This is a genomic window from Buttiauxella sp., from assembly GCF_035271705.1.
Taxonomy (GTDB): Bacteria; Pseudomonadota; Gammaproteobacteria; order Enterobacterales; family Enterobacteriaceae; genus Buttiauxella.
In genome coordinates this window covers 1-20,271 of record NZ_DATERI010000015.1, presented here as the reverse complement: position 1 = coordinate 20,271, position 20,271 = coordinate 1, and the positions used below count along the sequence as shown (strand labels likewise).

Annotated in this window: 19 protein-coding genes; 6 read left to right on the top strand and 13 right to left on the bottom strand. The window is 49.4% G+C overall.

What is annotated here, in order from left to right:
• Positions 1–24: 24 nt before the first annotated feature.
• The 5 genes from VJY99_RS01305 to panE form a co-directional block, all read right to left on the bottom strand.
• Positions 25–747, bottom strand: coding sequence for a glucosamine-6-phosphate deaminase (locus tag VJY99_RS01305; RefSeq protein ID WP_324115589.1), 723 nt, complete (start codon positions 745–747; stop codon positions 25–27).
• Positions 744–2,072 (bottom strand): 6-phospho-beta-glucosidase, encoded by a 1,329-nt coding sequence (locus VJY99_RS01300; protein WP_324115587.1) that lies wholly within the window; start codon positions 2,070–2,072, stop codon positions 744–746. The genes VJY99_RS01305 and VJY99_RS01300 overlap by 4 nt, the downstream gene beginning before the upstream one ends.
• A gap of 12 nt (positions 2,073–2,084) precedes the next feature.
• Positions 2,085–3,353: a PTS sugar transporter subunit IIC gene (locus tag VJY99_RS01295; RefSeq protein WP_324115586.1), complete on the bottom strand. Its 1,269-nt coding sequence runs from the start codon at positions 3,351–3,353 to the stop codon at positions 2,085–2,087.
• A gap of 270 nt (positions 3,354–3,623) precedes the next feature.
• Positions 3,624–4,214, bottom strand: a complete 591-nt coding sequence (gene yajL, locus VJY99_RS01290; RefSeq protein ID WP_324115583.1) for a protein deglycase YajL — start codon at positions 4,212–4,214, stop codon at positions 3,624–3,626.
• A complete protein-coding gene (gene panE / locus VJY99_RS01285) occupies positions 4,174–5,088 on the bottom strand; it encodes a 2-dehydropantoate 2-reductase (RefSeq protein ID WP_324115582.1) in 915 nt (304 codons plus the stop codon). Before panE ends, yajL begins: the two co-directional genes overlap by 41 nt.
• A 223-nt stretch (positions 5,089–5,311) precedes the next feature.
• Here panE and VJY99_RS01280 point away from each other — a divergent pair, with 223 nt between their 5' ends.
• On the top strand, positions 5,312–5,803 hold the full coding sequence (locus VJY99_RS01280; protein ID WP_064516617.1) for a YajQ family cyclic di-GMP-binding protein: 492 nt from the start codon (positions 5,312–5,314) through the stop codon (positions 5,801–5,803).
• Positions 5,804–5,842: 39 nt separating this feature from the next.
• On the opposite strand, the gene VJY99_RS01275 is transcribed toward VJY99_RS01280, so the two are convergent.
• From VJY99_RS01275 to VJY99_RS01240, 8 genes are all read right to left on the bottom strand, one after another.
• Positions 5,843–7,207 carry an MFS transporter gene (locus tag VJY99_RS01275; RefSeq protein WP_324115578.1) on the bottom strand — a complete coding sequence of 455 codons (1,365 nt, stop codon included), beginning with the start codon at positions 7,205–7,207 and terminating at the stop codon, positions 5,843–5,845.
• Positions 7,208–7,596: 389 nt separating this feature from the next.
• Positions 7,597–8,484, bottom strand: coding sequence for a heme o synthase (gene cyoE / locus VJY99_RS01270; protein WP_324115576.1), 888 nt, complete (start codon positions 8,482–8,484; stop codon positions 7,597–7,599).
• A 135-nt stretch (positions 8,485–8,619) separates the two neighbouring features.
• On the bottom strand, positions 8,620–8,949 hold the full coding sequence (locus VJY99_RS01265) for a cytochrome o ubiquinol oxidase subunit IV (RefSeq protein WP_324115575.1): 330 nt from the start codon (positions 8,947–8,949) through the stop codon (positions 8,620–8,622).
• On the bottom strand, positions 8,946–9,563 hold the full coding sequence (locus tag VJY99_RS01260) for a cytochrome o ubiquinol oxidase subunit III (RefSeq protein WP_324115573.1): 618 nt from the start codon (positions 9,561–9,563) through the stop codon (positions 8,946–8,948). The genes VJY99_RS01265 and VJY99_RS01260 overlap by 4 nt, the downstream gene beginning before the upstream one ends.
• Complete coding sequence (cyoB, locus tag VJY99_RS01255; protein ID WP_324115572.1) at positions 9,553–11,544, bottom strand: cytochrome o ubiquinol oxidase subunit I; 1,992 nt, start codon at positions 11,542–11,544, stop codon at positions 9,553–9,555. Before cyoB ends, VJY99_RS01260 begins: the two co-directional genes overlap by 11 nt.
• Before the next feature lie 19 nt (positions 11,545–11,563).
• Positions 11,564–12,511, bottom strand: a complete 948-nt coding sequence (cyoA, locus tag VJY99_RS01250; RefSeq protein WP_324115570.1) for a cytochrome o ubiquinol oxidase subunit II — start codon at positions 12,509–12,511, stop codon at positions 11,564–11,566.
• A 471-nt stretch (positions 12,512–12,982) separates the two neighbouring features.
• Positions 12,983–14,458 (bottom strand): muropeptide MFS transporter AmpG, encoded by a 1,476-nt coding sequence (gene ampG / locus VJY99_RS01245; protein ID WP_324115568.1) that lies wholly within the window; start codon positions 14,456–14,458, stop codon positions 12,983–12,985.
• 48 nt (positions 14,459–14,506) lie between these two features.
• On the bottom strand, positions 14,507–15,085 hold the full coding sequence (locus tag VJY99_RS01240; protein WP_324115566.1) for a lipoprotein: 579 nt from the start codon (positions 15,083–15,085) through the stop codon (positions 14,507–14,509).
• 305 nt (positions 15,086–15,390) lie between these two features.
• Between VJY99_RS01240 and bolA the strand changes: the two genes are divergently transcribed.
• The 5 genes from bolA to VJY99_RS01215 all read left to right on the top strand — a co-directional run.
• Positions 15,391–15,708 (top strand): transcriptional regulator BolA, encoded by a 318-nt coding sequence (gene bolA, locus VJY99_RS01235; RefSeq protein ID WP_324115564.1) that lies wholly within the window; start codon positions 15,391–15,393, stop codon positions 15,706–15,708.
• Between the two features lie 356 nt (positions 15,709–16,064).
• Entirely contained in the window at positions 16,065–17,363 is a 1,299-nt protein-coding gene (gene tig, locus VJY99_RS01230) for a trigger factor (RefSeq protein WP_324115562.1), read from the top strand.
• 318 nt (positions 17,364–17,681) lie between these two features.
• Positions 17,682–18,305: an ATP-dependent Clp endopeptidase proteolytic subunit ClpP gene (clpP, locus tag VJY99_RS01225; RefSeq protein WP_064516635.1), complete on the top strand. Its 624-nt coding sequence runs from the start codon at positions 17,682–17,684 to the stop codon at positions 18,303–18,305.
• A 131-nt stretch (positions 18,306–18,436) separates the two neighbouring features.
• Entirely contained in the window at positions 18,437–19,711 is a 1,275-nt protein-coding gene (gene clpX / locus VJY99_RS01220) for an ATP-dependent protease ATP-binding subunit ClpX (RefSeq protein ID WP_324115558.1), read from the top strand.
• Positions 19,712–20,085: 374 nt separating this feature from the next.
• Positions 20,086–20,271 (top strand): LON peptidase substrate-binding domain-containing protein (locus VJY99_RS01215; RefSeq protein ID WP_324115556.1); only part of this gene is annotated, 186 nt, incomplete at its 3' end.

Genomic DNA, 20,271 nt, shown 5'->3' with positions numbered 1-20,271 from the left:
GCATCTGCGCCTGCCAGACTTTGACTACAGAGCGCTTGCCGCAACTTCATCCAGGTACAAATTAGCCTGCTGAGCGGTTTTCATCAGCGTCGACGGAATGTCGGTACTCGCTGGGTGATTTACCGTTTGTGCGACAATCGCTGCTTTGTTCTCGCCGCTCGCCATCACTACGATATTTTTCGCCGCCAGAATGGTTTTTAACCCAAGCGAAATACCCTGTTTCACCTCGCGGGGGGTGTCGAAATACTTCACCGACACTGCCTGGGTTACCGAATCGAGGTCAACCACGTGACAGGTATTGTCCAGCGATGCGCCCGGTTCGTTAAAACCGATGTGTCCGTTCATACCGATACCGAGCACGATGCAGTCAATTGGCCCATGCTGTTCAATATAACGATCGACACGCTGACACTCCGCCTGCGGGTTAGCGGTTAGCCCGTCGAAAAAGCAGATTTGCTCACCACGCAACGTCAGCTTATCGAAGAAATGTTGCCAGACCATTTCGCGACAGCTCCCTTTATCGTCTTTACCCAGACCTAGCCATTCATCCAGACCGAGAAACTGTGTACGAGAGAAGTCTACGCGGCCCTGTTTTTGTGCCTCGACCAGTGCCGCAAATACGCCCAACGGTGTATCACCGCCCGCGATGCAGATCAGCGCGTGGGGTTTTGCATTCACGCAGTCAATAACATTTTTCGCTACCCTCTGACACAACTGCGGGTAGTCCGGGAAAATATGCGTTTTCATGGCTGTTCCTTATTTTTACGCTGGTACTGAGGTAAATAGCGCTGATTCACTTCCAAATATTCATCCAGAATTTTCTCGGCAAGCGTCGCCGAAGGCACCAGCGGGTTAATGGTCAGCGCCATCAGCGCTGTGCTGTAATCGCCGGTAATCGCAGCTTCAACGGTGAGTTCTTCGTAGGCTTTCACGCTCTGGATCAGGCCACGAATTTTCACCGGTAAACGCCCGTAAGCCAGCGGATGCGCGCCGTTACGATCGATAACTGCATTGGTTTCCAGTGTCACGTGATCCGGCAGATCCGGCGTTGCACCATTATTCACGGTGTTCACCACGTGGATTTCTTTTTTGTTGTTATAAATTGAGCTGATTATTGAACAAGCGGTATCGGAGTACCAGGCACCGCCGCGTTTTTCCAATTCTTTCGGTTTATGGGAAAGGTGCTCATCTTGATAAAGCTCAAACAGGCGGTGTTCAATTTCACGGGTTTGCTCGCCGCGTGTGCCCTTGGTGTCGGCATCTTTCTGTGCAGCTTCGACCATTTCACGGGTCAGGAAGAAGTATTTCAGATAGGAAATCGGGTACATGTGCAGTGCTTTAGCGAAGCGCGAGGAAAAGCCGATATCTGGGATGTTTTTCAGTGAGTTATTGGCGGTTCCCTGCGCGAGTTTCGCTATAAAATCATCGGTGTAATCTTCGCCTTTAATGCAAATCTGATCGGCGAAAATCAAGTGATTAAGACCCATGATGCGCGCGTAAACGTCTTTTTTCTCTACCTCATAGGCTTTGGCGATGTCCATCAGCATGCTGTTGGCACCACTGCAAATACCGATGCTTTTGATTTTCGAGTGACGCGTGATGGCCTCGGTGACAATACCCGCCGGGTTGGTGAAGTTTATCAGCCAGGCATTCGGGCAATATTTTTCCATATCGCGACAGATGTCCATCAGTACAGGGATGGTACGCTGGGCTTTCATAAAGCCGCCTGGCCCCGTCGTTTCCTGACCGAGTACACCATATTTCAGTGGGATTTTTTCATCGTTGATACGCGCTTCCAGGAAACCCACGCGTAGTTGTGTGGTGACAAAATCGGCGTCTTTCAGCGCTTCGGCGCGATCGAGCGTCAGGTGAATATTCATTGGAATCCCGGCTTCTTTCACCATGCGCTGAGCCAGTTTGCCGACGATCTCCAGTTTCTCCTTCCCTTCTTCAATGTCCAGCAGATAGTAATCGCTGACCGGCAGTTCATCGTAACGTTTGATAAAACCGTCAATCAGTTCCGGGGTATAGCTTGACCCCCCGCCGATGGTAACTATTTTGAGCTTTTTCATCAGATATCCTTTTTACAATGCAGAGTCAGTATTCAGTACGGATTCGCTAGCGCTTTGTTTTTCATGACTCTCTTTGGCAAGTTGCTGGCGTTCAAGAAGTTTGAAGAACGGGAAGTAGATAGCGACCGAAATGACGATGGTACAGACGGACCAAATCACCGCCGGGATATTGCCGCCTGTCACAAACCATGCGGCGAAAATCGGTGGCATGGTCCAGGGGATTTGCAGCACCGGGCGACCGATGATGTCGAAGTACATCAGACTGTAGGTGGAAATACACAGCAGCATCGGGGTGAGGGTGAAAGGGATCATGAGTAGCGGATTAAAGACAATGGGGCAGCCGAAAATGATCGGTTCATTAATGCAGAATATCGCCGAGGGCAGCGATAGTTTACCGACCGATTTATACATTTTATTGCGCGAACGCAGCATGGCCAGTACCAAGCCGAGTGTGGCACCGGTGCCACCGATACACATAAAGACGATGTAAAAGCCGTCGGCGGTAATGTGTGGAATCGGCTGGTGGTTCAAATAGGCTTGGGTGTTTTCGGCAATATATTTCAGGAAAATCGGGCTGGTGATGCCGGACAGCACGTTGTCGCCGTGAATGCCACAACACCACAGCAGCGAGATCAGGAAAATCAGGACTAACATACCGGGCAGCGAGCCGAGACCGCTGACGAGCGGGCTGAAGATTTGAGTAAAGAACTCATTGATATCAAAGCCAAGCATCACTCTGACAAACCACACCAGCGTAATCGCTACTGCGGCGGGAACCAGACTGGCAAAAGATTGCGCCACCGCGGGTGGTACACCCTCTGGGAGCTTAATGACGATTTCGTGGTCAATAAACCAGCGAATAATATGCACTGTTAGCACCGCCAGGATAATGGCGGAGAATAGACCCGCAGCACCGAGGTTATCGACATTCAGCTGATATTTATCGTTAAGCTGCGCCAGGAGGAATACCACCAGGGTAACGGCACTACAGGTTATCGCATTCAGCTTATATTCCTTTGCAAGGTTATAGCTGATACCGACAGTGGAAATTAAACCTATCGCACCAAAGGTGACGGCAACGGGCGCGCTGATTTTATCGGCCCACGGACCTAACCATTCGCTCCAGCCGGGAATGGGTAAATTGGCGATGATTAAGAAAAGACTGCCGGTAATGGTGAAGGGTAGCGTCAGGGCGATACCGTTACGCACCGCGACCAGAATTTTGTTTTCGCCAATCCGGATTAGGACAGGGACGACCTTGCTCTCAATAAACGTATTCACAGGCGACTCCTCTTGATGAGGTTTTTATTCCTCCCGGGAGGTGGATTACCGGGGGGGGATTATTTTCGGGTACTCTTAACTGGACTAGACCAGTTAAGAATGAGTTTTCCACGGAATATTTTGCCTGTCAAGACGATGGTTTTGGTGTTGATTTGATTAATTGATTGAAAGTAAAGGTTTTGTGTCGTTGAGTACTTCAGGGGGAAAGAAAATTAATAGTGGAAGTGTGAGCGTCGCCACGGGCGTGGCGACGATAAAATAACTGAAACGCTACTCGTAGTAATTGTAAATACCGGGAGCCATCACCAGCTGTGAAGCAACTTCATAGGCCTTTTCACGGCTGACGAGCAGGTCGATAATTTTTAAACTAAAGTCGATGCTGGTCCCCGGCCCTTGGCTGGTCAGCAGGTTAAATCGCGGATCCCAGACCACGCGTTTATCTTGCCACTGAGCTTCCGGAATTGTCTCTTTCAAGCCTGGATACCCCGTCATGTTCGCCATCGGGAACAGCTCGTGCGGAACCAATACTGTCCCAGCTGCGGCACAAATGGTGGCGACGATTCGCCCAGAAAGATGGAACTGGCGTACGGTTTCAACTAACAACGTGCTGTCGCGAAAACATTCCGCACCTTTTAATCCGCCGGGTAGCACGATGATATCGAACTCACCATCTGCCACTTCAACTAACGGTGCATCCGCCAGCAGTTTTACCCCACGCGAACAGGTAATAGTCAGATCTCCATCACTGGCAACGCTTGCGGTAGTGACGCTAATCCCGCCTCGCACCAGAAGATCAATGGTAGTAACGGCTTCTGTTTCTTCAGTTCCAGGAGCCAGACAAACCAGTGCTCGTGCGCTCATACTCATTCTCCTTACGCTTTATCAGCTCATACAAGCGGCTGTTCACCGGCACGCAGAGGCCATGAGCACGCGCGCGTTGCAGTAAATAACCCGTAATGTAATCAATCTCGGTGTGACGTTGAACCCGTACGTCTTGCAGCATTGACGAGATGTTCGCGCCAGTACTCTTTATTACCTCATCGACGTAACAAAGCAGCGCTTCTGGTGACGTGTGGTGACCTTCACGTTCCATCACCATGGCGACTTCATGGCAGATGTCGCTCACTTCCGACGGGTAATGGAGTAACTCACCGTTCGGGCAGTTATAGAGTGCGGTAAGCGGGTTAATCACACAGTTCACCGCCAGTTTTTTCCAGCTTGCGGCCTGGATATTGTTATGCCAGGCCATTTCCGGTAGGGCGCGATGCAGTTGATCGGCGAGAAAACTAAAATCTCTGCCCGCCGCGTTGCCTGGGCCAATATGCGTAGTGCCATTCGCGACATGAATGATGATATTGCCATCGCGACGCGCCGCATGGGTGGTGACGCCGGTTAACAGTGGCTGGCGCAGCGTCTGCAATTCGTCAAGTGTCCCCATGCCATTATGCAGTAGCAGAATAGGGCAATGGGGTGGAAGTTTGGTGGCCAACGCTTTCACTGAGCCGGAAACTTGCCAGGCTTTTAGTGTCACCAGCAATAAATCACTGTTGGCGAGAAAGTCAGGATCGTTGGCGGTCAGTGTTTGATTGAATATACTGCCGTCGGTTTCGACTACGTTGACATGACAAAAGGGCTGCGGCACTCGCAACCATCCTTGAACTTCATGTCCTTGCTTATAAAGCGATGCCAGCCAAAGTTGGCCTAGTGCACCGCAACCTAGCACGGTGATTTTCATTTTTCCTCCCCAAACCCTTTATGCTTCGAGCTACTGGTACGTTGACTGCGTCCATGCTTACGGACATGTTGCCTTCCCGTCGCACGCATCATTTTGGGTATACACTTCCAGCAGATGTTTTGCTTAATCTGTATTATACAGGGCTCTCTCCTGCTTTAACGGGTTGTTTTGCTCGGCCCAGCAGGTATTATGCAACGCAACAAAAAGAGAGGGAGAAGAAAGCATGCCATCTTTTGACATCGTGTCTGAAATTGATATCCAGGAAGTGCGTAACGCGATTGAAAACGCGGAACGTGAGGTTGCTACTCGTTTTGACTTCCGTAATGTGCCGGCGACATTTGAACTGAATGAGAAAAATCAGTCCATTAAAGTGGCCAGCGAGTCTGATTTCCAGGTCAACCAGCTGTTGGATATTCTTCGTGCCAAGCTACTCAAGCGCGGTATCGAAGGGGCTTCAATTGATGTGCCGGAAGAGTTTGTGCACAGCGGTAAAACCTGGAGCGTGGAAGCAAAGCTCAAGCAGGGCATTGAATCGACTATCGCCAAGAAAATTGTGAAGCTGATTAAAGACAGCAAAACCAAAGTTCAGGTGCAGATTCAGGGTGAAGAACTGCGCGTAACAGGTAAATCCCGCGACGATTTACAGGCTGCAATGGCGCTGGTTCGTGGTGGCGATTTGGGGCAACCGTTCCAGTTCAAAAACTTCCGCGACTAACCCCGCAACCTAACCACGTGCGAGTAGACTCAGGGGCGGTTACGCCCCTTTCACCAACTGCTCAATCTCAAATCGGTTCGTCAGCTTACTGTCTATCTTCACGTAAGCGCTGCGTTCTTGCGCAATAATATTCACTTCACTCACGCCTGGCAGTGCTTGCAAACGCTGTTTCAGTGATTCATCGGCGAGCACACCTTCAGGCAGTTCGACACGCAGGCTGGCGACATAAGGGGGTTCTGTCATGGTGCTGCTGACCAGTAACCATACCATTGCCAGTAACGCTCCTGCCAGGAAGACGGTTTGCGAATCAAACAACCCATCAAGCCATCCGCCTAACGAGCCACCAATCGCCACGCCCAAAAACTGGCTGGTGGAGTAAATTCCCATCGCCGTACCTTTGTAACCCGCGGGTGATTCTTTGGAAATAAGCGACGGTAAAATGGCTTCCATCAGGTTAAAGGCGATGAAGAATAACTGTACGCCTAACACCAGTTCCCAGAAGTGTGGGCCGGAACCCCAAAGCACGATTTCAGCAATCAACAGCAATGCCACGCAGCCGACAAACACGCGCTTCATGCGGCGTTTTACTTCGGCATAAATAATAAATGGCACCACTGACGCAAAAGCGATGAGCATCGTGCAGAGGTATATTTTCCAGTGCTCAGACGCCGGGAAACCAGCCAGTTCAAGCTGGTCGGGGAGGGCGACAAACGTCGACATCAACATGATGTGCAGGCACATAATGCCGAAGTTTAGTTTCAGTAATTTCGGTTCCGCCAGCACTTTGCTAAAGCAACCTTTCACCATGCCTGATTCACGGTTCAGTACATGGTTTTTGGCGTTCGGGACAACCCACAGGGTTATCAGAATGCCGCAGGTCGCCAGAATCGCAATCATCCAGAACAAAGCATTTAAGCCAAGGTTGTGGGTAATTATTGGGCCAAGCACCATGGCAATGGCAAAAGTAATACCAAAACTCACGCCGATAAACGCCATGGCTTTGGTTCGATTCTGTTCGCGCGTTAAATCAGAAAGCAGTGCCATTACCGCGGCGGCAATCGCCCCAGAGCCTTGTAATGCGCGGCCAAGGATCACGCCCCAGATTGATACTGAAAGTGCCGCAATAACACTACCGAGTACAAAAATCAGTAAGCCGATAATAATTAGAGGCTTGCGACCTATGCGATCAGAAAGCAGGCCAAAAGGGATCTGGAAGATAGCCTGCGCCAGGCCATAAATACCGATGGCGAGGCCAATCAGTGCCTCACTTGCGCCCTGTAATGCCATTCCGTAAGTAGTAAGAACCGGTAGCACCATAAACATGCCGAGCATGCGCAGTGAAAAAACTGTGCCTAAACCCCACGTCGCACGTAACTCGACGGGCGTCATTTTATAATCGTTCATTACTACCTCAGATAAAAAGCAGGCCTTAGATCCTGGTTCATTAGGCTATTTTATTTGTCATTTCGAACCTGGGCAGTGCTCACAATCCTCACGTGCTTCGTGTACGCTCCGGTTGTTGCGCGCTGTCCGTGTTCAAAATGCCTGCAACAATAACGCCTAATGAGCCAGCCTCTTAGTGTAGTGCGTGGGAAAATGAGGGTAAATGATTATACCCGTCATCCTTCAGCTGCAGGGGTGTTGGCAGCATTCACTCACCCAAATCACTGACTTAAGTCAGCTCATCGGGATAAGCTCCCTGGCCGCCTACCTGCAACTCGAATGCTAACGGCTATAGATTGAAAGTACTAATAAAAAAGGGCACCGAAGTGCCCTTTTATCAGGTTCACTGCTTACCAGACGTAAGTCAGCAGATTTTGTGAATCTGGCACCATGAAATCGACTGACATCATCACGCTCAAAGAGGTGATGGCGACGATTGAAAAGACGAACAATTTGCGCGCCCAGACTTTGTCGTCTTCCACTTTATATCCGCGTAATGCCATGCCCAACCACCAGACGCTTACTGCAGCAGCCACCGCCAGATATTTGTATCCAGCGTAGCCACCCAGAGACAGCATCAGCGTTGCGACAGCAAAAGCAATGATATACAGCGTGATGTGGTTCTTGGCGACCGAAATCCCTTTAACCACCGGCAAAACAGGAATGTTAGCCGCCTGGTAATCTTTAAAGCGGAAGATAGCAATCGCATAGGAATGCGGCATCTGCCACAGGCTAAAGATAGCCAGCAGGATCAAAGCACCAGTATCAAACTCGCCAGTCACAGCACAGTAACCAATTACAGGTGGCGCGGCCCCAGAAAGGCTGCCAATCAGTGTGCCGTAGACAGATTTGCGCTTCATATACAGGCTATAAACGCCGACATAAACCACAAAGCCCATTACGCCTAACCACATGGCCAGCGGATTAGCACCAAACCACAGCAGCATGAAGCCAGCAATACCCAACAAGGTGGCGTATACCAGCGAGGTTTTCGGGGCAATCAGGCCTTTGACCAGAACCCTGTTCTTGGTTCGTTCCATCTTGCGGTCGATGTCGCGGTCTATGAAGTTGTTGTATACACAACCCGACGCCACGACTAACGACACCCCCACGAGGGTGGAAATGAACAGGGAGTAATCAATACTGCCCTTTGAGGCGAGTAAAAATCCCCCAATGACAGAAATTAAATTGCCGAAAATAATTCCTGGTTTTGTAACTTGCAGGTATTTCTTAATCATATATACCCGTCATCCTTCAGATTGCAGGTGTGTTGGCTGCCCTCTTTCACCCCGGTCACTTAGCTTCCTAAGCTCCCGGGGATTCACTCGGTTGCTGTCTTCCTGCAATCCGAATGATTTGGGTATATGCCGATCTTAGTGAACCATCATGTTCTGGTTGAGGTTCCACATAATCCAGATAGAACCCACCACCAGAATGGCTATTATCAATGCGGTAAAGACAAAGGCCACCAGGTTCCAACGCTCTTCAGAAGAGGTATTCATGTGCAGGAAGCACACCAGGTGAACCAGAATCTGTACCACTGCACTAACCAGTACCGCGCCGAGAATCACAGCGTGGGAGGCTGTTCCTGACATCACCATCCAAAACGGGATTGCCGTCAGAATGATCGACAGGATAAAACCGGTCAGATACGTTTTAACGCTACCGTGGTGGGCGCCTGCGTGTTCAGTTGAATGACTCATGACATCGCCCCCATCAGATAAACAACAGAGAATACACAAATCCATACCACGTCCAGGAAGTGCCAGAACAAGCTCAGGCACATCAGACGAGTACGGTTAGTGCTGGTCAAGCCGCGGCGAGAGACATGGAACATCATCAGCGCCATCCAAACCAGACCAGAAGTTACGTGCAAACCGTGCGTACCTACCAGGGCAAAGAAGCCTGACAGGAAGCCGCTACGATCCGGGCCATAACCTTCAACAATCAGATGATGGAATTCATAGATTTCCATCCCGACGAAGCCCGCACCGAACAGGAAGGTCAGCGCCAGCCAGGAGATAACCTGGCTTTTGTGGCCGTTGTTCATGGCGATGATCGCCATGCCGTAGGTGATGGAGCTGAACAACAGCAGGGCAGTTTCGATCAGCACAAACGGCAGTTCGAAAATGTCTTTCCCTGCTGGGCCGCCAGCAGTGCCGTTCACCAGAACAGCATAAGTAGCAAACAAGCAACAGAACAGAATGCAGTCGCTCATCAGGTAGATCCAGAAACCAAAGACTTTATTGGTTCCTGCATCGTGATGCCCATGCTCCGCGGCGTGGGCGTTAGCGTGAGTGAGAGTTTCAGTTGACATTTTTCAGCCCTGCTTTGGTAATTTCATCGAAATGCTGGTTTTCCAGTTTTTCGACTTCCGCAACCGGAACGTAGTAATCCACATCTTCGTCGAAGCTTTTTGCAATCCAGGTGATGATGATGCCGGCAAAGCCAACAATCGCCAGCCACCAGATGTGCCAGATCATCGCGAAACCAAACACGGTAGCGAACGCAGCAATAACCATGCCCGCAGCGCTGTTACGTGGCATATGAATTTCTTCATAATGCGTTGGCTGTGTGTACGCTTCACCTTTCTCTTTCATTTCCCAGAATGCATCACGCTCATGAACGTGTGGCAAGTGAGCAAAGTTGTAGAACGGAGGAGGGGAGGAGGTTGCCCACTCCAGCGTACGGCCACCCCATGGGTCACCCGTTAGATCACGGTTTTGCTCGCGGTCACGAATAGAGACGTAGAACTGAATCAGCTGAGACAGGATACCCAGTGCAATCAAGCCTGCACCACAAGCTGCAATCACCAGCAGAGTGTGGAACTGTGGATCGATTTGCTGGCTCAGACGACGGGTCATACCCATGAAGCCCAATACGTACAACGGCATAAACGCGACGAAGAAGCCGATTATCCAGAACCAGAAAGCACGTTTGCCCCAGGTTTCGTCCAATGTGAAGCCGAACGCTTTTGGCCACCAGTAAGTCAAACCCGCGAAGCAACCGAATACCACACCACCGATAATCACGTTATGGAAGTGAGCAATCAGGAACAGGCTGTTATGCAGTACGAAGTCAGCACCCGGAACCGCTAACAGAACACCGGTCATGCCACCGATAGAGAAGGTAACCACGAAGCCAATGGTCCACAGCATTGCGGAGTTGAGTACGATACGGCCTTGATACATGGTGAACAGCCAGTTGAAGATCTTCACCCCAGTCGGGATGGCGATAATCATGGTGGCAATACCGAAGAAGGCGTTGACGTTCGCGCCGCTGCCCATAGTGAAGAAGTGGTGCAGCCAAACGATGAACGACAGTACGGTAATCGCGATGGTCGCCCACACCAGAGAGGTGTAACCGAACAGGCGTTTTTTCGAGAATGTCGCAACCACTTCAGAGAACACACCAAACACCGGCAGCACCAGAATATAAACTTCTGGATGGCCCCATGCCCAGATGAGGTTGATATACATCATCATGTTGCCACCCATATCATTGGTAAAGAAATGGGTGCCAAGGTAGCGGTCAAGGGTTAACAGTGCGACGGTCACGGTAAAGATAGGGAATGCCGCGATAATCAGTATGTTGGTACACAGCGAAGCCCAGGTAAAGACTGGCATTTTGAACATCGTCATGCCAGGCGTACGCATATTCAGGATAGTAACGAAGAAGTTAATACCTGTTAATGTCGTACCGATACCCGAGAGCTGCAGACTCCATATCCAATAGTCGACCCCGACTCCCGGACTGTACTCAATGCCCGATAGCGGTGGATAAGCAACCCAACCGGTCTGTGCGAATTCACCTACCCCAAGGGACAGGTTAACCAGCACCACACCGACAACGGTGAACCAGAAGCTCAGGTTGTTCAGGAATGGGAAGGCAACGTCACGCGCACCAATCTGCAACGGCACGACAATGTTCATCAGGCCGATAACAAATGGCATCGCTACGAAGAAGATCATGATTACGCCGTGGGCGGTAAAGATCTGATCGTAGTGATGAGGTGGCAGGAAGCCTGCTTCTCCGGCGGAGGCCAGCACTTGTTGGCTACGCATCATGATGGCGTCGGCAAAGCCACGCAGCAGCATGACAATAGCCACTATCACATACATGATGCCGAGGCGTTTGTGGTCAACCGAGGTGAACCACTCTTTCCATAAGTATTCCCACTTACCGAAGTAAGTGATAGCTGCAACTAGCGCCAGTCCCCCGACGAGAATTGCTGCCACCGTAACCATGATAATGGGTTCATGGTATGGGACTGAATCCAGTGTAAGTTTTCCGAACATCGTATTATTCCTCGGCCCCTTAGTGAGAGGTTTCCGCGTGACTCATGTCCATGCCTTCCATACCTTCATGTGCTGCGTGCTCACCTTCTGGTTGGGTCATGTCCATGCTCTTCCCGTGCCCCATGAATTTGTTAATAACGTCTTTAAACAAATCAGGTTTAACAGCGGAGAAGTATTCGACTTTGTTGTATTCGCTTGGTGCTGCAAGCTTCTCGTAAGTCGCCATGTCATTCATGACTTCTGGAGATTGCTTCGCTTTAGCAACCCATTGGTTAAAGGTGTCCATATCCGGTGTGGCGATAGCCTTAAACTTCATACCGGAGAAACCTTTACCGCTGTAGTTAGACGAAATACCGTCGTAGGTGCCTGCTTCGTCTGCAATCAGGTGCAATTTGGTTTGCATACCTGCCATTGCGTAGATCTGGCTACCCAGTTGCGGAATAAAGAAGGAGTTCATCACCGAGTTAGAGGTGATTTTGAATTCCACCGGGGTGTTGGCCGGGAAGGCAATTTCATTAACCGTAGCAATACCTTGCTCTGGATAGATGAAGAACCATTTCCAGTCCATGGCGATAACTTCGATGGTCACCGGCTTCGCATCGTGAACAAGCGGTTTGCTTGGCTCAAGAGAGTGCGTGGTTTTCCATGTCAGTACCGCGAGGAAGATGACGATAAGGATAGGAATCGTCCAGACCACAGCTTCAACTTTGTTCGAGTGCGACCAGTTGGGGCTGTATTTGGCGTTCTTGTTTGAAGCACGATACTTCCAGGCAAAACCGATAGCCATTGCGATAGCAGGTATCACGACTATCAACATCAGCCCAATCGCTGTCAGTATCAATGAACGTTGTTCCAGTCCAATTTGTCCTTTGGGGTCTAGAAGCGCAGAATCACAGCCACTGAGTAAAAATGTGCCTGCAATTAATGACAACCATCCCAAACTTTTATTGTATTTCCTGAGTCTCATTTAACGACCTCAATTCCTGGGAGCTCTATTGTCGTTTAAAGTGTGGAAGCATTTTACGGGAAGGTTACATTACTGTAAACATGAATGGCGTAGTGTCAGTGGGGTGTTACTAGGTTCTGCCGACAATGTCACATAGAAAGCAACAAACGGTAAAACATCGAGATAGCCCGCATGCTAGCTAGGTTATAACGAAAACCTATTCTGTCATAAATAGTGCAGGTTAATTGGTATAACCAATCATTTTGCTAAACATAATTTTAACAAATTAGCATCAATTGGCAAACGAAAGGCCCTACAAATTAATTTCAGCAAAAGCTGAATCGGTTAAAGAGAGAGTGGAAATAATTTTCCTGCTAATAATGTAAAAAAGGGTCTTACTCTCGATAAATAAATCACCATAAATAAAAGGTGTTTATTAATTGAACAATGTAGTCACGTGGCGAAACTTATTATTTTATTTATCTGGGGCTGTTACATTAATGCTGTTTTGCGTAATGCCAGATAATCAAGCAACCCACCAAACAAAATCCCACCGATAGCAAACAATGCACCCCATTCCAGGAACTGGATGTTGAACGCCCAATGTGTCAGACCCGTTGCATTGGTAATCAACACCACGAGCCAGACTGTCAGAAGCCCACAACCCAGCATTAAGGCGCGTAGAGCAATGCGATAGGCTGAAGAAAACTCGCTTCGTGGTATGAAGCTATCGTTATTCTGGGTGTATTCCAGAGTCGTCTTGCAGACCAGCAGCAAGAGAATGCCCGGAACGGCTGCCACAACCGAGAATAAGTAAAATGTCGGCCAGCCTTGTGCTTCGACAAACCAACCGGCTATCGGCCCGACGTAAACACGCCCCACAGCCGAAAGTGCGGAAAGCAGAGCAAATTGGGTTGCAGAAAATGATTTATTACACAGCGTCATCAGCAGCGCGACAAATGCTGCCGTGCCCATGCCGCCGCAAAGATTTTCAAAGAAAACCGCTGTTCCCATGCTGACCATATGTTTATCGGTAATCGACAGGATCCAGTAACCAGCATTGGATACCCCCTGCAAAATGCCAAAGATCAGTAAGGCGCGGAACAGCGACAGGCGTTGCATCAGAATGCCGCCATACAGGGCACCAATAATTGTGGCAATCAGGCCCAGCGATTTATTCACCATGCCGACTTCACCGGCGTCAAAGCCCACGCCGCGAATCAAAAATGTCGTCGTTAAACTCATGGCGAAAGCATCGCCAAGTTTGTACATCACAATCAACAGCAGAATCAGCCATGCATTGTTGCGACCAAAGAAATCACGCAACGGGGCAACGACCGCTTGTTCCAGACTTCTGGGGACCGGTATCGCATCTGTAGGTTCTGGGGCAAATAAAGTGGCGATGATACACGGCAACATCAGTGCTGCCATCAGCCAATACATGCCTTGCCAGCCCAGGTATCTATCCGCAAGCCAAAGGGCTAAACCGCCAGAGACCAGCATTGCCAGGCGATAACCCAAGACGCTGATTGCTGCACCTGTACCGCGTTCTTCGGCTGGGAGAACATCCGTTTTCCAGGCATCGAAAACGATATCTTGCGAGGCAGAACAGAAAGCAATAATGACGGCCAGCGCCGCCATCCAACGCAACTGCGAACCGGGTTCCAGAAATCCCATACCGGCAATCGCAATCAGCAGCAGAATCTGCGTAATCAGCAACCAACCACGACGACGTCCGAGCAACGGCGGCGTGTATCTGTCCATTATCGGCGACCACAGAAACTTAAACACATAGGCTTGCCCAACGAGCGAGAAGAAACCAATGGTTTTAAGATCGATGTTCTCAACCGTCATCCATGCTTGAAGTGTGCCGGAAGTGAGGGCGAGAGGGAGGCCAGAAGCAAAGCCTAAAATCAAAAGGATGGCTGATTTAGGCTGCTGAAAAAGACGAAGGTAGTGGTTGGGCATACTTTGCTCTAAAGCCAGCCCGCATGACGCGGGCTGGTGGGGTATTAATTAACGAGCGTTCTGCTTAATAAAATCATGAACGCTGGTGTCCTGGGCCATATCAGCAATGGTATCAGTCAATACGGAGTTTACTGCATTGGCGATATTCTTGTTGGTAGCCTGGAACGCCCCTTCTACGTTGTAGTTAGAACGGTAATTTTTGGTCATCTTGGTGCCATTTTTTGCCGTTGCAATAATCACGATATCGGCTTTTGTGGCAATGTTGTAACGCACGCTGCCTTGAGAGACGTCAGCATACAACTGGTTTACGATGATTTGTAAGTCCACCGGGCTGTTTGGCCCAATCATATAACCCCGGGTAGTCATCTGTTTTTCCAGCACTTCTTGCAGCAGGAAGCGCAGGTCACGAGAGGGAGTCAGCGTAACCAATTGGTTTTCACGAGTGACTTTTGCCAGAGCCTGGTCTTTGCGTTGATCCGCACCGTTGATACTCACAGTTACGCCCATCAGACTTGGATCTTGCTGTGGCAGGCTGATAGTTGGAGAAACATCAATAGTGGTGGGTGGGGTTGCACAGCTGGCCAGCATAAAAATGGCAACCAACGGGAATAATAATTTTTTTAACATGTTCGCTATCTCAATGTACTCAAGGGGCAGGCAGATAAAAAATCACGCCATCATAACACTGCGCGTGCCTAGTGGAAGCAGTTAACGCACGTAATTTCATCGCGTTGCGCTTTTTCTAAGCGGTTGCAGAGCTATCTGACCATTTTGCCCTCGATTTGTGCCGTAATCATATTAATCTACAGGGCCCTGGATAAGAAAATCAGACGAAAGCTAAATAATTGTTGTCATTCTGTTATTAAAAGGGCCAAAAGCGGCTAAGATTTAAAGGGATGAGTGGCATCTCTACGCAGTCGAGGAGTAAGTTCATGATGATGCGCGAGCAAATAGAATCAAAATTAAGGGCAGCGTTTGAACCCGTGTTCCTGGAAGTCGTGGATGAAAGCTATCGGCACAATGTCCCGGCGGGTTCAGAGAGCCATTTCAAAGTGGTTCTTGTGAGTGACCGTTTCGCTGGTGAGCGTTTCTTAAAACGCCATCGTATGATTTACGGCACCTTAAGTGCCGAACTCTCTACCACTGTTCATGCGTTGGCTCTGCACACCTACACCATTAAGGAATGGGAGGGGTTGCACGATACAATTTTCGCCTCTCCACCTTGCCGTGGAGCAGGAACAATCGCCTGAAGTTAACCTTCAGGCTTGCAACTTAGGGAACTTTTCCTTTATGTTGCGGTATATGAATCGTGTTTTATAAAACGGCCTGCGGGCCGTTTTGTTTTGTCTGAAATTGCCCTTGTTGTTTCAAGGGGTGGGCAATAAATCCAAAAGAACTGTGAAAAGGGCCGCAGCAACACTGTGTTGCCGTTCTCGACTCACCTTGGTGATGCCGCTATAATGCTGCGTCTTATTTTTCGGAATGTCTTCGGGACGATTCTGACGACAGGGAATGTGATTCTGATTCAGAAGGCATCCCGGTTCTGTGAAACGCAATTGAGCGCTTCCAGAGTTGACCGAGCACTGTGATTTTTTGAGGTAACAAGATGCAAGTTTCAGTTGAAACCACTCAGGGCCTTGGCCGCCGTCTCACGATTACTATCGCTGCAGACAGCATCGAAACCGCTGTAAAAAGCGAGCTGGTCAACGTGGCAAAGAAAGCCCGTATCGACGGTTTCCGTAAAGGAAAAGTGCCGATGACTGTTATCGCACAACGCTATGGCGCTTCTGTTCGCCAGGACGTGTTGGGCGAACTGATGAGCCGCAACTTCGTTGACGCGATCATCAAAGAAAAAATCAATCCAGCAGGTGCACCGAACTACGTTCCAGGCGAATACAAGCTGGGCGAAGACTTCACCTATGCGGTTGAGTTTGAAGTGTACCCAGAAGTTGAGCTGCAAGGTCTGGATGCAATCGAAGTTGAAAAACCGGTTGTTGAAGTGACTGACGAAGACGTTGATGCAATGCTGGACACTCTGCGCAAGCAGCAGGCGACCTGGAAAGATTCAGAAGCGCCAGTTACTGCTGAAGACCGTGTAACCATCGACTTCACCGGTTCTGTTGACGGCGAAGTATTCGAAGGCGGCAAAGCGTCTGACTTCGTACTGGCAATGGGCCAGGGTCGTATGATCCCAGGCTTCGAAGACGCGCTGGTTGGTCACAAAGCTTCTGAAGAATTCACTATCGAAGTGACTTTCCCAGAAGATTACCACGCTGAAAACCTGAAAGGTAAAGCGGCTAAGTTCGACATCGTTCTGAAGAAAGTTGAAGAGCGTGAACTGCCAGAATTTACTGAAGAGTTCATCAAGCGTTTCGGCGTGGCTGATGGTTCTGTTGCTGGCCTGCGTACCGAAGTGCGTAAAAACATGGATCGTGAGCTGAAAGGCGCGGTGCGTAACCGCATCAAGTCTCAAGCAATCGACGGTCTGGTTGATGCGAACAACATCGACGTTCCAGCTGCACTGATCGACAGCGAAATCGACGTTCTGCGTCGCCAGGCTGCACAGCGTTTTGGTGGCAACGAGAAACAAGCGTTGGAACTGCCACGTGAATTGTTCGAAGAACAAGCTAAACGTCGTGTTGTTGTTGGTCTGCTGCTGGGTGAAGTTATTCGTACCCACGAGCTGAAAGCTGACGAAGAACGCGTTAAAGGTCTGATCGAAGAAATGGCTTCTGCCTACGAAGATCCGACTGAAGTTGTCGAGTTTTACGGCAAAAACAAAGAACTGATGGACAACATGCGTAATGTTGCTCTGGAAGAACAAGCTGTTGAAGCAGTACTGTCTAAAGCGAAAGTTTCTGAAAAAGCGACTACCTTTAGCGAACTGATGAACCAACAAGCGTAAGCATAATTTTTGGCATCATCGCCAAAATATTGCTGCATCAAGCCCGTCACCCACAGGTGGCGGGCTTTTTTTATCACTGAGACCCTGAAAATCCATCAATAAAACGCAGTTTCAGGGTTAGCGTAACAAGAAAAGGTTGTTATGCTTGAAACAGGGTAAGGTCATCCCCATAAATACGGGTATGGCTCAAAAATAGGACCCCTGACTGATAATCCGTCCAATTAAGGTTGCGAGGCGCAAGGAGCGTAGTCTTCTTTTATCGTCTCAAGTAGAATCAGTGAACAGGTATCGAAGGCTTAATTATTCCAGGAGACGGAAATGTCATACAGTGGCGAAAGAGATCAATTTGCACCCCATATGGCCCTGGTGCCGATGGTTGTTGAACAGACATCGCGTGGCGAGCGTTCATACGATATCTATTCCCGTCTGCTCAAGGAACGTGTCATCTTTATGACAGGCCAGGTCGAAGACCACATGGCTAACCTGATTGTGGCGCAGATGCTGTTTCTGGAAGCAGAAAACCCAGAAAAAGACATCTATCTCTACATCAACTCACCAGGTGGTGTCATTACTGCCGGTATGTCTATCTACGATACGATGCAATTTATTAAACCAGATGTCAGCACTATTTGTATGGGACAAGCCTGCTCTATGGGCGCTTTCCTGCTGACCGCTGGGGCTAAAGGTAAGCGTTTCTGCTTGCCGAACTCACGAGTGATGATTCACCAGCCGCTGGGTGGCTATCAGGGTCAAGCAACGGATATCGAAATCCATGCGCGCGAAATTCTGAAAGTGAAAGCTCGTATGAACGAACTCATGGCGCAACATACTGGTAAGTCTCTGGAAGAAATCGAAAGAGACACCGAGCGTGACCGTTTCCTCGCTGCAAACGAGGCGGTAGAGTACGGATTAGTTGACTCAATCCTGACTCACCGTAGCTAACGCCCGAAAACAGTGAGCCATATACTATAGTTGAAGTAGCGGCTCCTGGCGCGCTTACGATTGGCTGCGCCGTAGAATGGCACTTGTGCCGGACTTGTACGGTGCAAAGAAACAAAAAAGAGGTTTTACCGATGACAGATAAGCGCAAAGACGGTTCAGGCAAATTACTGTACTGCTCTTTTTGCGGCAAAAGCCAGCATGAAGTGCGTAAACTGATTGCCGGGCCGTCAGTGTATATCTGCGATGAGTGTGTCGATTTATGTAACGACATTATTCGCGAAGAGATCAAAGAAGTCGCGCCACATCGCGAACGTAGCGCGCTGCCGACTCCGCATGAAATCCGTCACCATCTCGATGATTATGTCATCGGTCAGGAACAGGCTAAGAAAGTCCTGGCGGTTGCGGTTTATAACCATTACAAACGTCTGCGTAACGGTGATACCACCAACGGAATCGAACTGGGCAAAAGTAACATTCTGCTCATCGGGCCGACGGGCAGCGGGAAAACCCTGCTGGCTGAAACCCTGGCGCGTTTGCTGGATGTTCCATTCACCATGGCAGATGCTACCACGTTAACCGAAGCGGGTTACGTGGGTGAAGACGTAGAAAACATCATCCAGAAACTGCTGCAAAAATGTGATTACGATGTGCAGAAAGCACAGCGCGGTATCGTGTATATCGATGAGATCGACAAAATCTCCCGCAAATCTGACAACCCGTCCATCACCCGTGATGTGTCTGGTGAAGGTGTGCAGCAGGCGTTGCTGAAACTTATCGAAGGTACTGTTGCGGCGGTTCCACCACAGGGTGGTCGTAAGCATCCACAGCAAGAGTTTTTGCAGGTTGATACCTCTAAGATTCTGTTCATCTGTGGCGGCGCATTTGCAGGCCTCGATAAAGTTATCGCCAACCGCGTTGAAACCGGTTCCGGTATCGGCTTTGGTGCGACCGTGAAAGGTAAATCTCAGAAGGCGACAGAAGGGCAGTTATTAGGCCAGGTCGAGCCAGAAGATTTGATCAAATTTGGTCTGATCCCTGAGTTTATCGGTCGTTTGCCAGTCGTTGCTACGCTGACTGAGCTGAGCGAAGACGCGCTGATTCAAATCCTGAAAGAGCCGAAAAACGCCCTGACTAAGCAATACCAGGCGTTGTTCAATCTGGAAGGTGTGGACCTGGAATTCCGTGACGAAGCGCTGGATGCTATTGCTAAGAAAGCCATGGCACGTAAAACCGGTGCTCGTGGTCTGCGTTCTATCGTTGAAGGTGCATTGCTGGATACCATGTACGATCTTCCTTCAATGGAAGATGTCGAGAAAGTGGTGATTGACGAATCCGTCATCGAAGGTCAAAGCAAGCCATTATTAATTTATGGTAAACCGGAAGCGCAACAAGCATCCGGTGAATAATTCGCCAAAATAACCAGTCGGTTAGTATAAAAAGGGGGATTTATATCCCCCTTTTGTTTTTCCTTCATTCCTGGCATTGAATGCTCGGGAAACATCCCCATATACTGACTTACTTGTTGGCGATGCCATGAAATTCGTCATTCTTGAAACCACAGGTGCGTTCGTTTAGCGACTTACTGAGAAATTGAGAGATATAGGGGGCTTACCCAATAGATTTCAAGGTGCAGGAAGGCGGCAAACGAGAAAATCCCGATGAGCTTACTCAGGTAAGTGATTAGGGTGAGCGAGAGTAGCTAACGCATCTGTAACTTGAAAGATGAAGGGTAAGGGCATTGCCCCATCACCTGGCGGAAATTAAACTAAGAGAGAGCTCTATGAATCCTGAGCGTTCTGAACGCATTGAAATCCCCGTATTGCCATTGCGCGATGTGGTGGTTTATCCGCACATGGTAATTCCACTGTTTGTCGGGCGAGAAAAATCCATTCGTTGCCTGGAAGCGGCCATGGATCATGATAAAAAAATCATGCTGGTGGCGCAAAAAGAAGCTTCGACAGATGAG

Coding starts and splice junctions, on each gene's coding strand:
- VJY99_RS01305 (WP_324115589.1), bottom strand. CDS start 747: ATGAAAACGCATATTTTCCCGGACTACCCGCAGTTGTGTCAGAGGGTA.
- VJY99_RS01300 (WP_324115587.1), bottom strand. CDS start 2,072: ATGAAAAAGCTCAAAATAGTTACCATCGGCGGGGGGTCAAGCTATACC.
- yajL (WP_324115583.1), bottom strand. CDS start 4,214: ATGAGCGCACGAGCACTGGTTTGTCTGGCTCCTGGAACTGAAGAAACA.
- panE (WP_324115582.1), bottom strand. CDS start 5,088: ATGAAAATCACCGTGCTAGGTTGCGGTGCACTAGGCCAACTTTGGCTG.
- VJY99_RS01280 (WP_064516617.1), top strand. CDS start 5,312: ATGCCATCTTTTGACATCGTGTCTGAAATTGATATCCAGGAAGTGCGT.
- VJY99_RS01275 (WP_324115578.1), bottom strand. CDS start 7,207: ATGAACGATTATAAAATGACGCCCGTCGAGTTACGTGCGACGTGGGGT.
- cyoE (WP_324115576.1), bottom strand. CDS start 8,484: ATGATTAAGAAATACCTGCAAGTTACAAAACCAGGAATTATTTTCGGC.
- VJY99_RS01265 (WP_324115575.1), bottom strand. CDS start 8,949: ATGAGTCATTCAACTGAACACGCAGGCGCCCACCACGGTAGCGTTAAA.
- VJY99_RS01260 (WP_324115573.1), bottom strand. CDS start 9,563: ATGTCAACTGAAACTCTCACTCACGCTAACGCCCACGCCGCGGAGCAT.
- cyoB (WP_324115572.1), bottom strand. CDS start 11,544: ATGTTCGGAAAACTTACACTGGATTCAGTCCCATACCATGAACCCATT.
- cyoA (WP_324115570.1), bottom strand. CDS start 12,511: ATGAGACTCAGGAAATACAATAAAAGTTTGGGATGGTTGTCATTAATT.
- ampG (WP_324115568.1), bottom strand. CDS start 14,458: ATGCCCAACCACTACCTTCGTCTTTTTCAGCAGCCTAAATCAGCCATC.
- VJY99_RS01240 (WP_324115566.1), bottom strand. CDS start 15,085: ATGTTAAAAAAATTATTATTCCCGTTGGTTGCCATTTTTATGCTGGCC.
- bolA (WP_324115564.1), top strand. CDS start 15,391: ATGATGATGCGCGAGCAAATAGAATCAAAATTAAGGGCAGCGTTTGAA.
- tig (WP_324115562.1), top strand. CDS start 16,065: ATGCAAGTTTCAGTTGAAACCACTCAGGGCCTTGGCCGCCGTCTCACG.
- clpP (WP_064516635.1), top strand. CDS start 17,682: ATGTCATACAGTGGCGAAAGAGATCAATTTGCACCCCATATGGCCCTG.
- clpX (WP_324115558.1), top strand. CDS start 18,437: ATGACAGATAAGCGCAAAGACGGTTCAGGCAAATTACTGTACTGCTCT.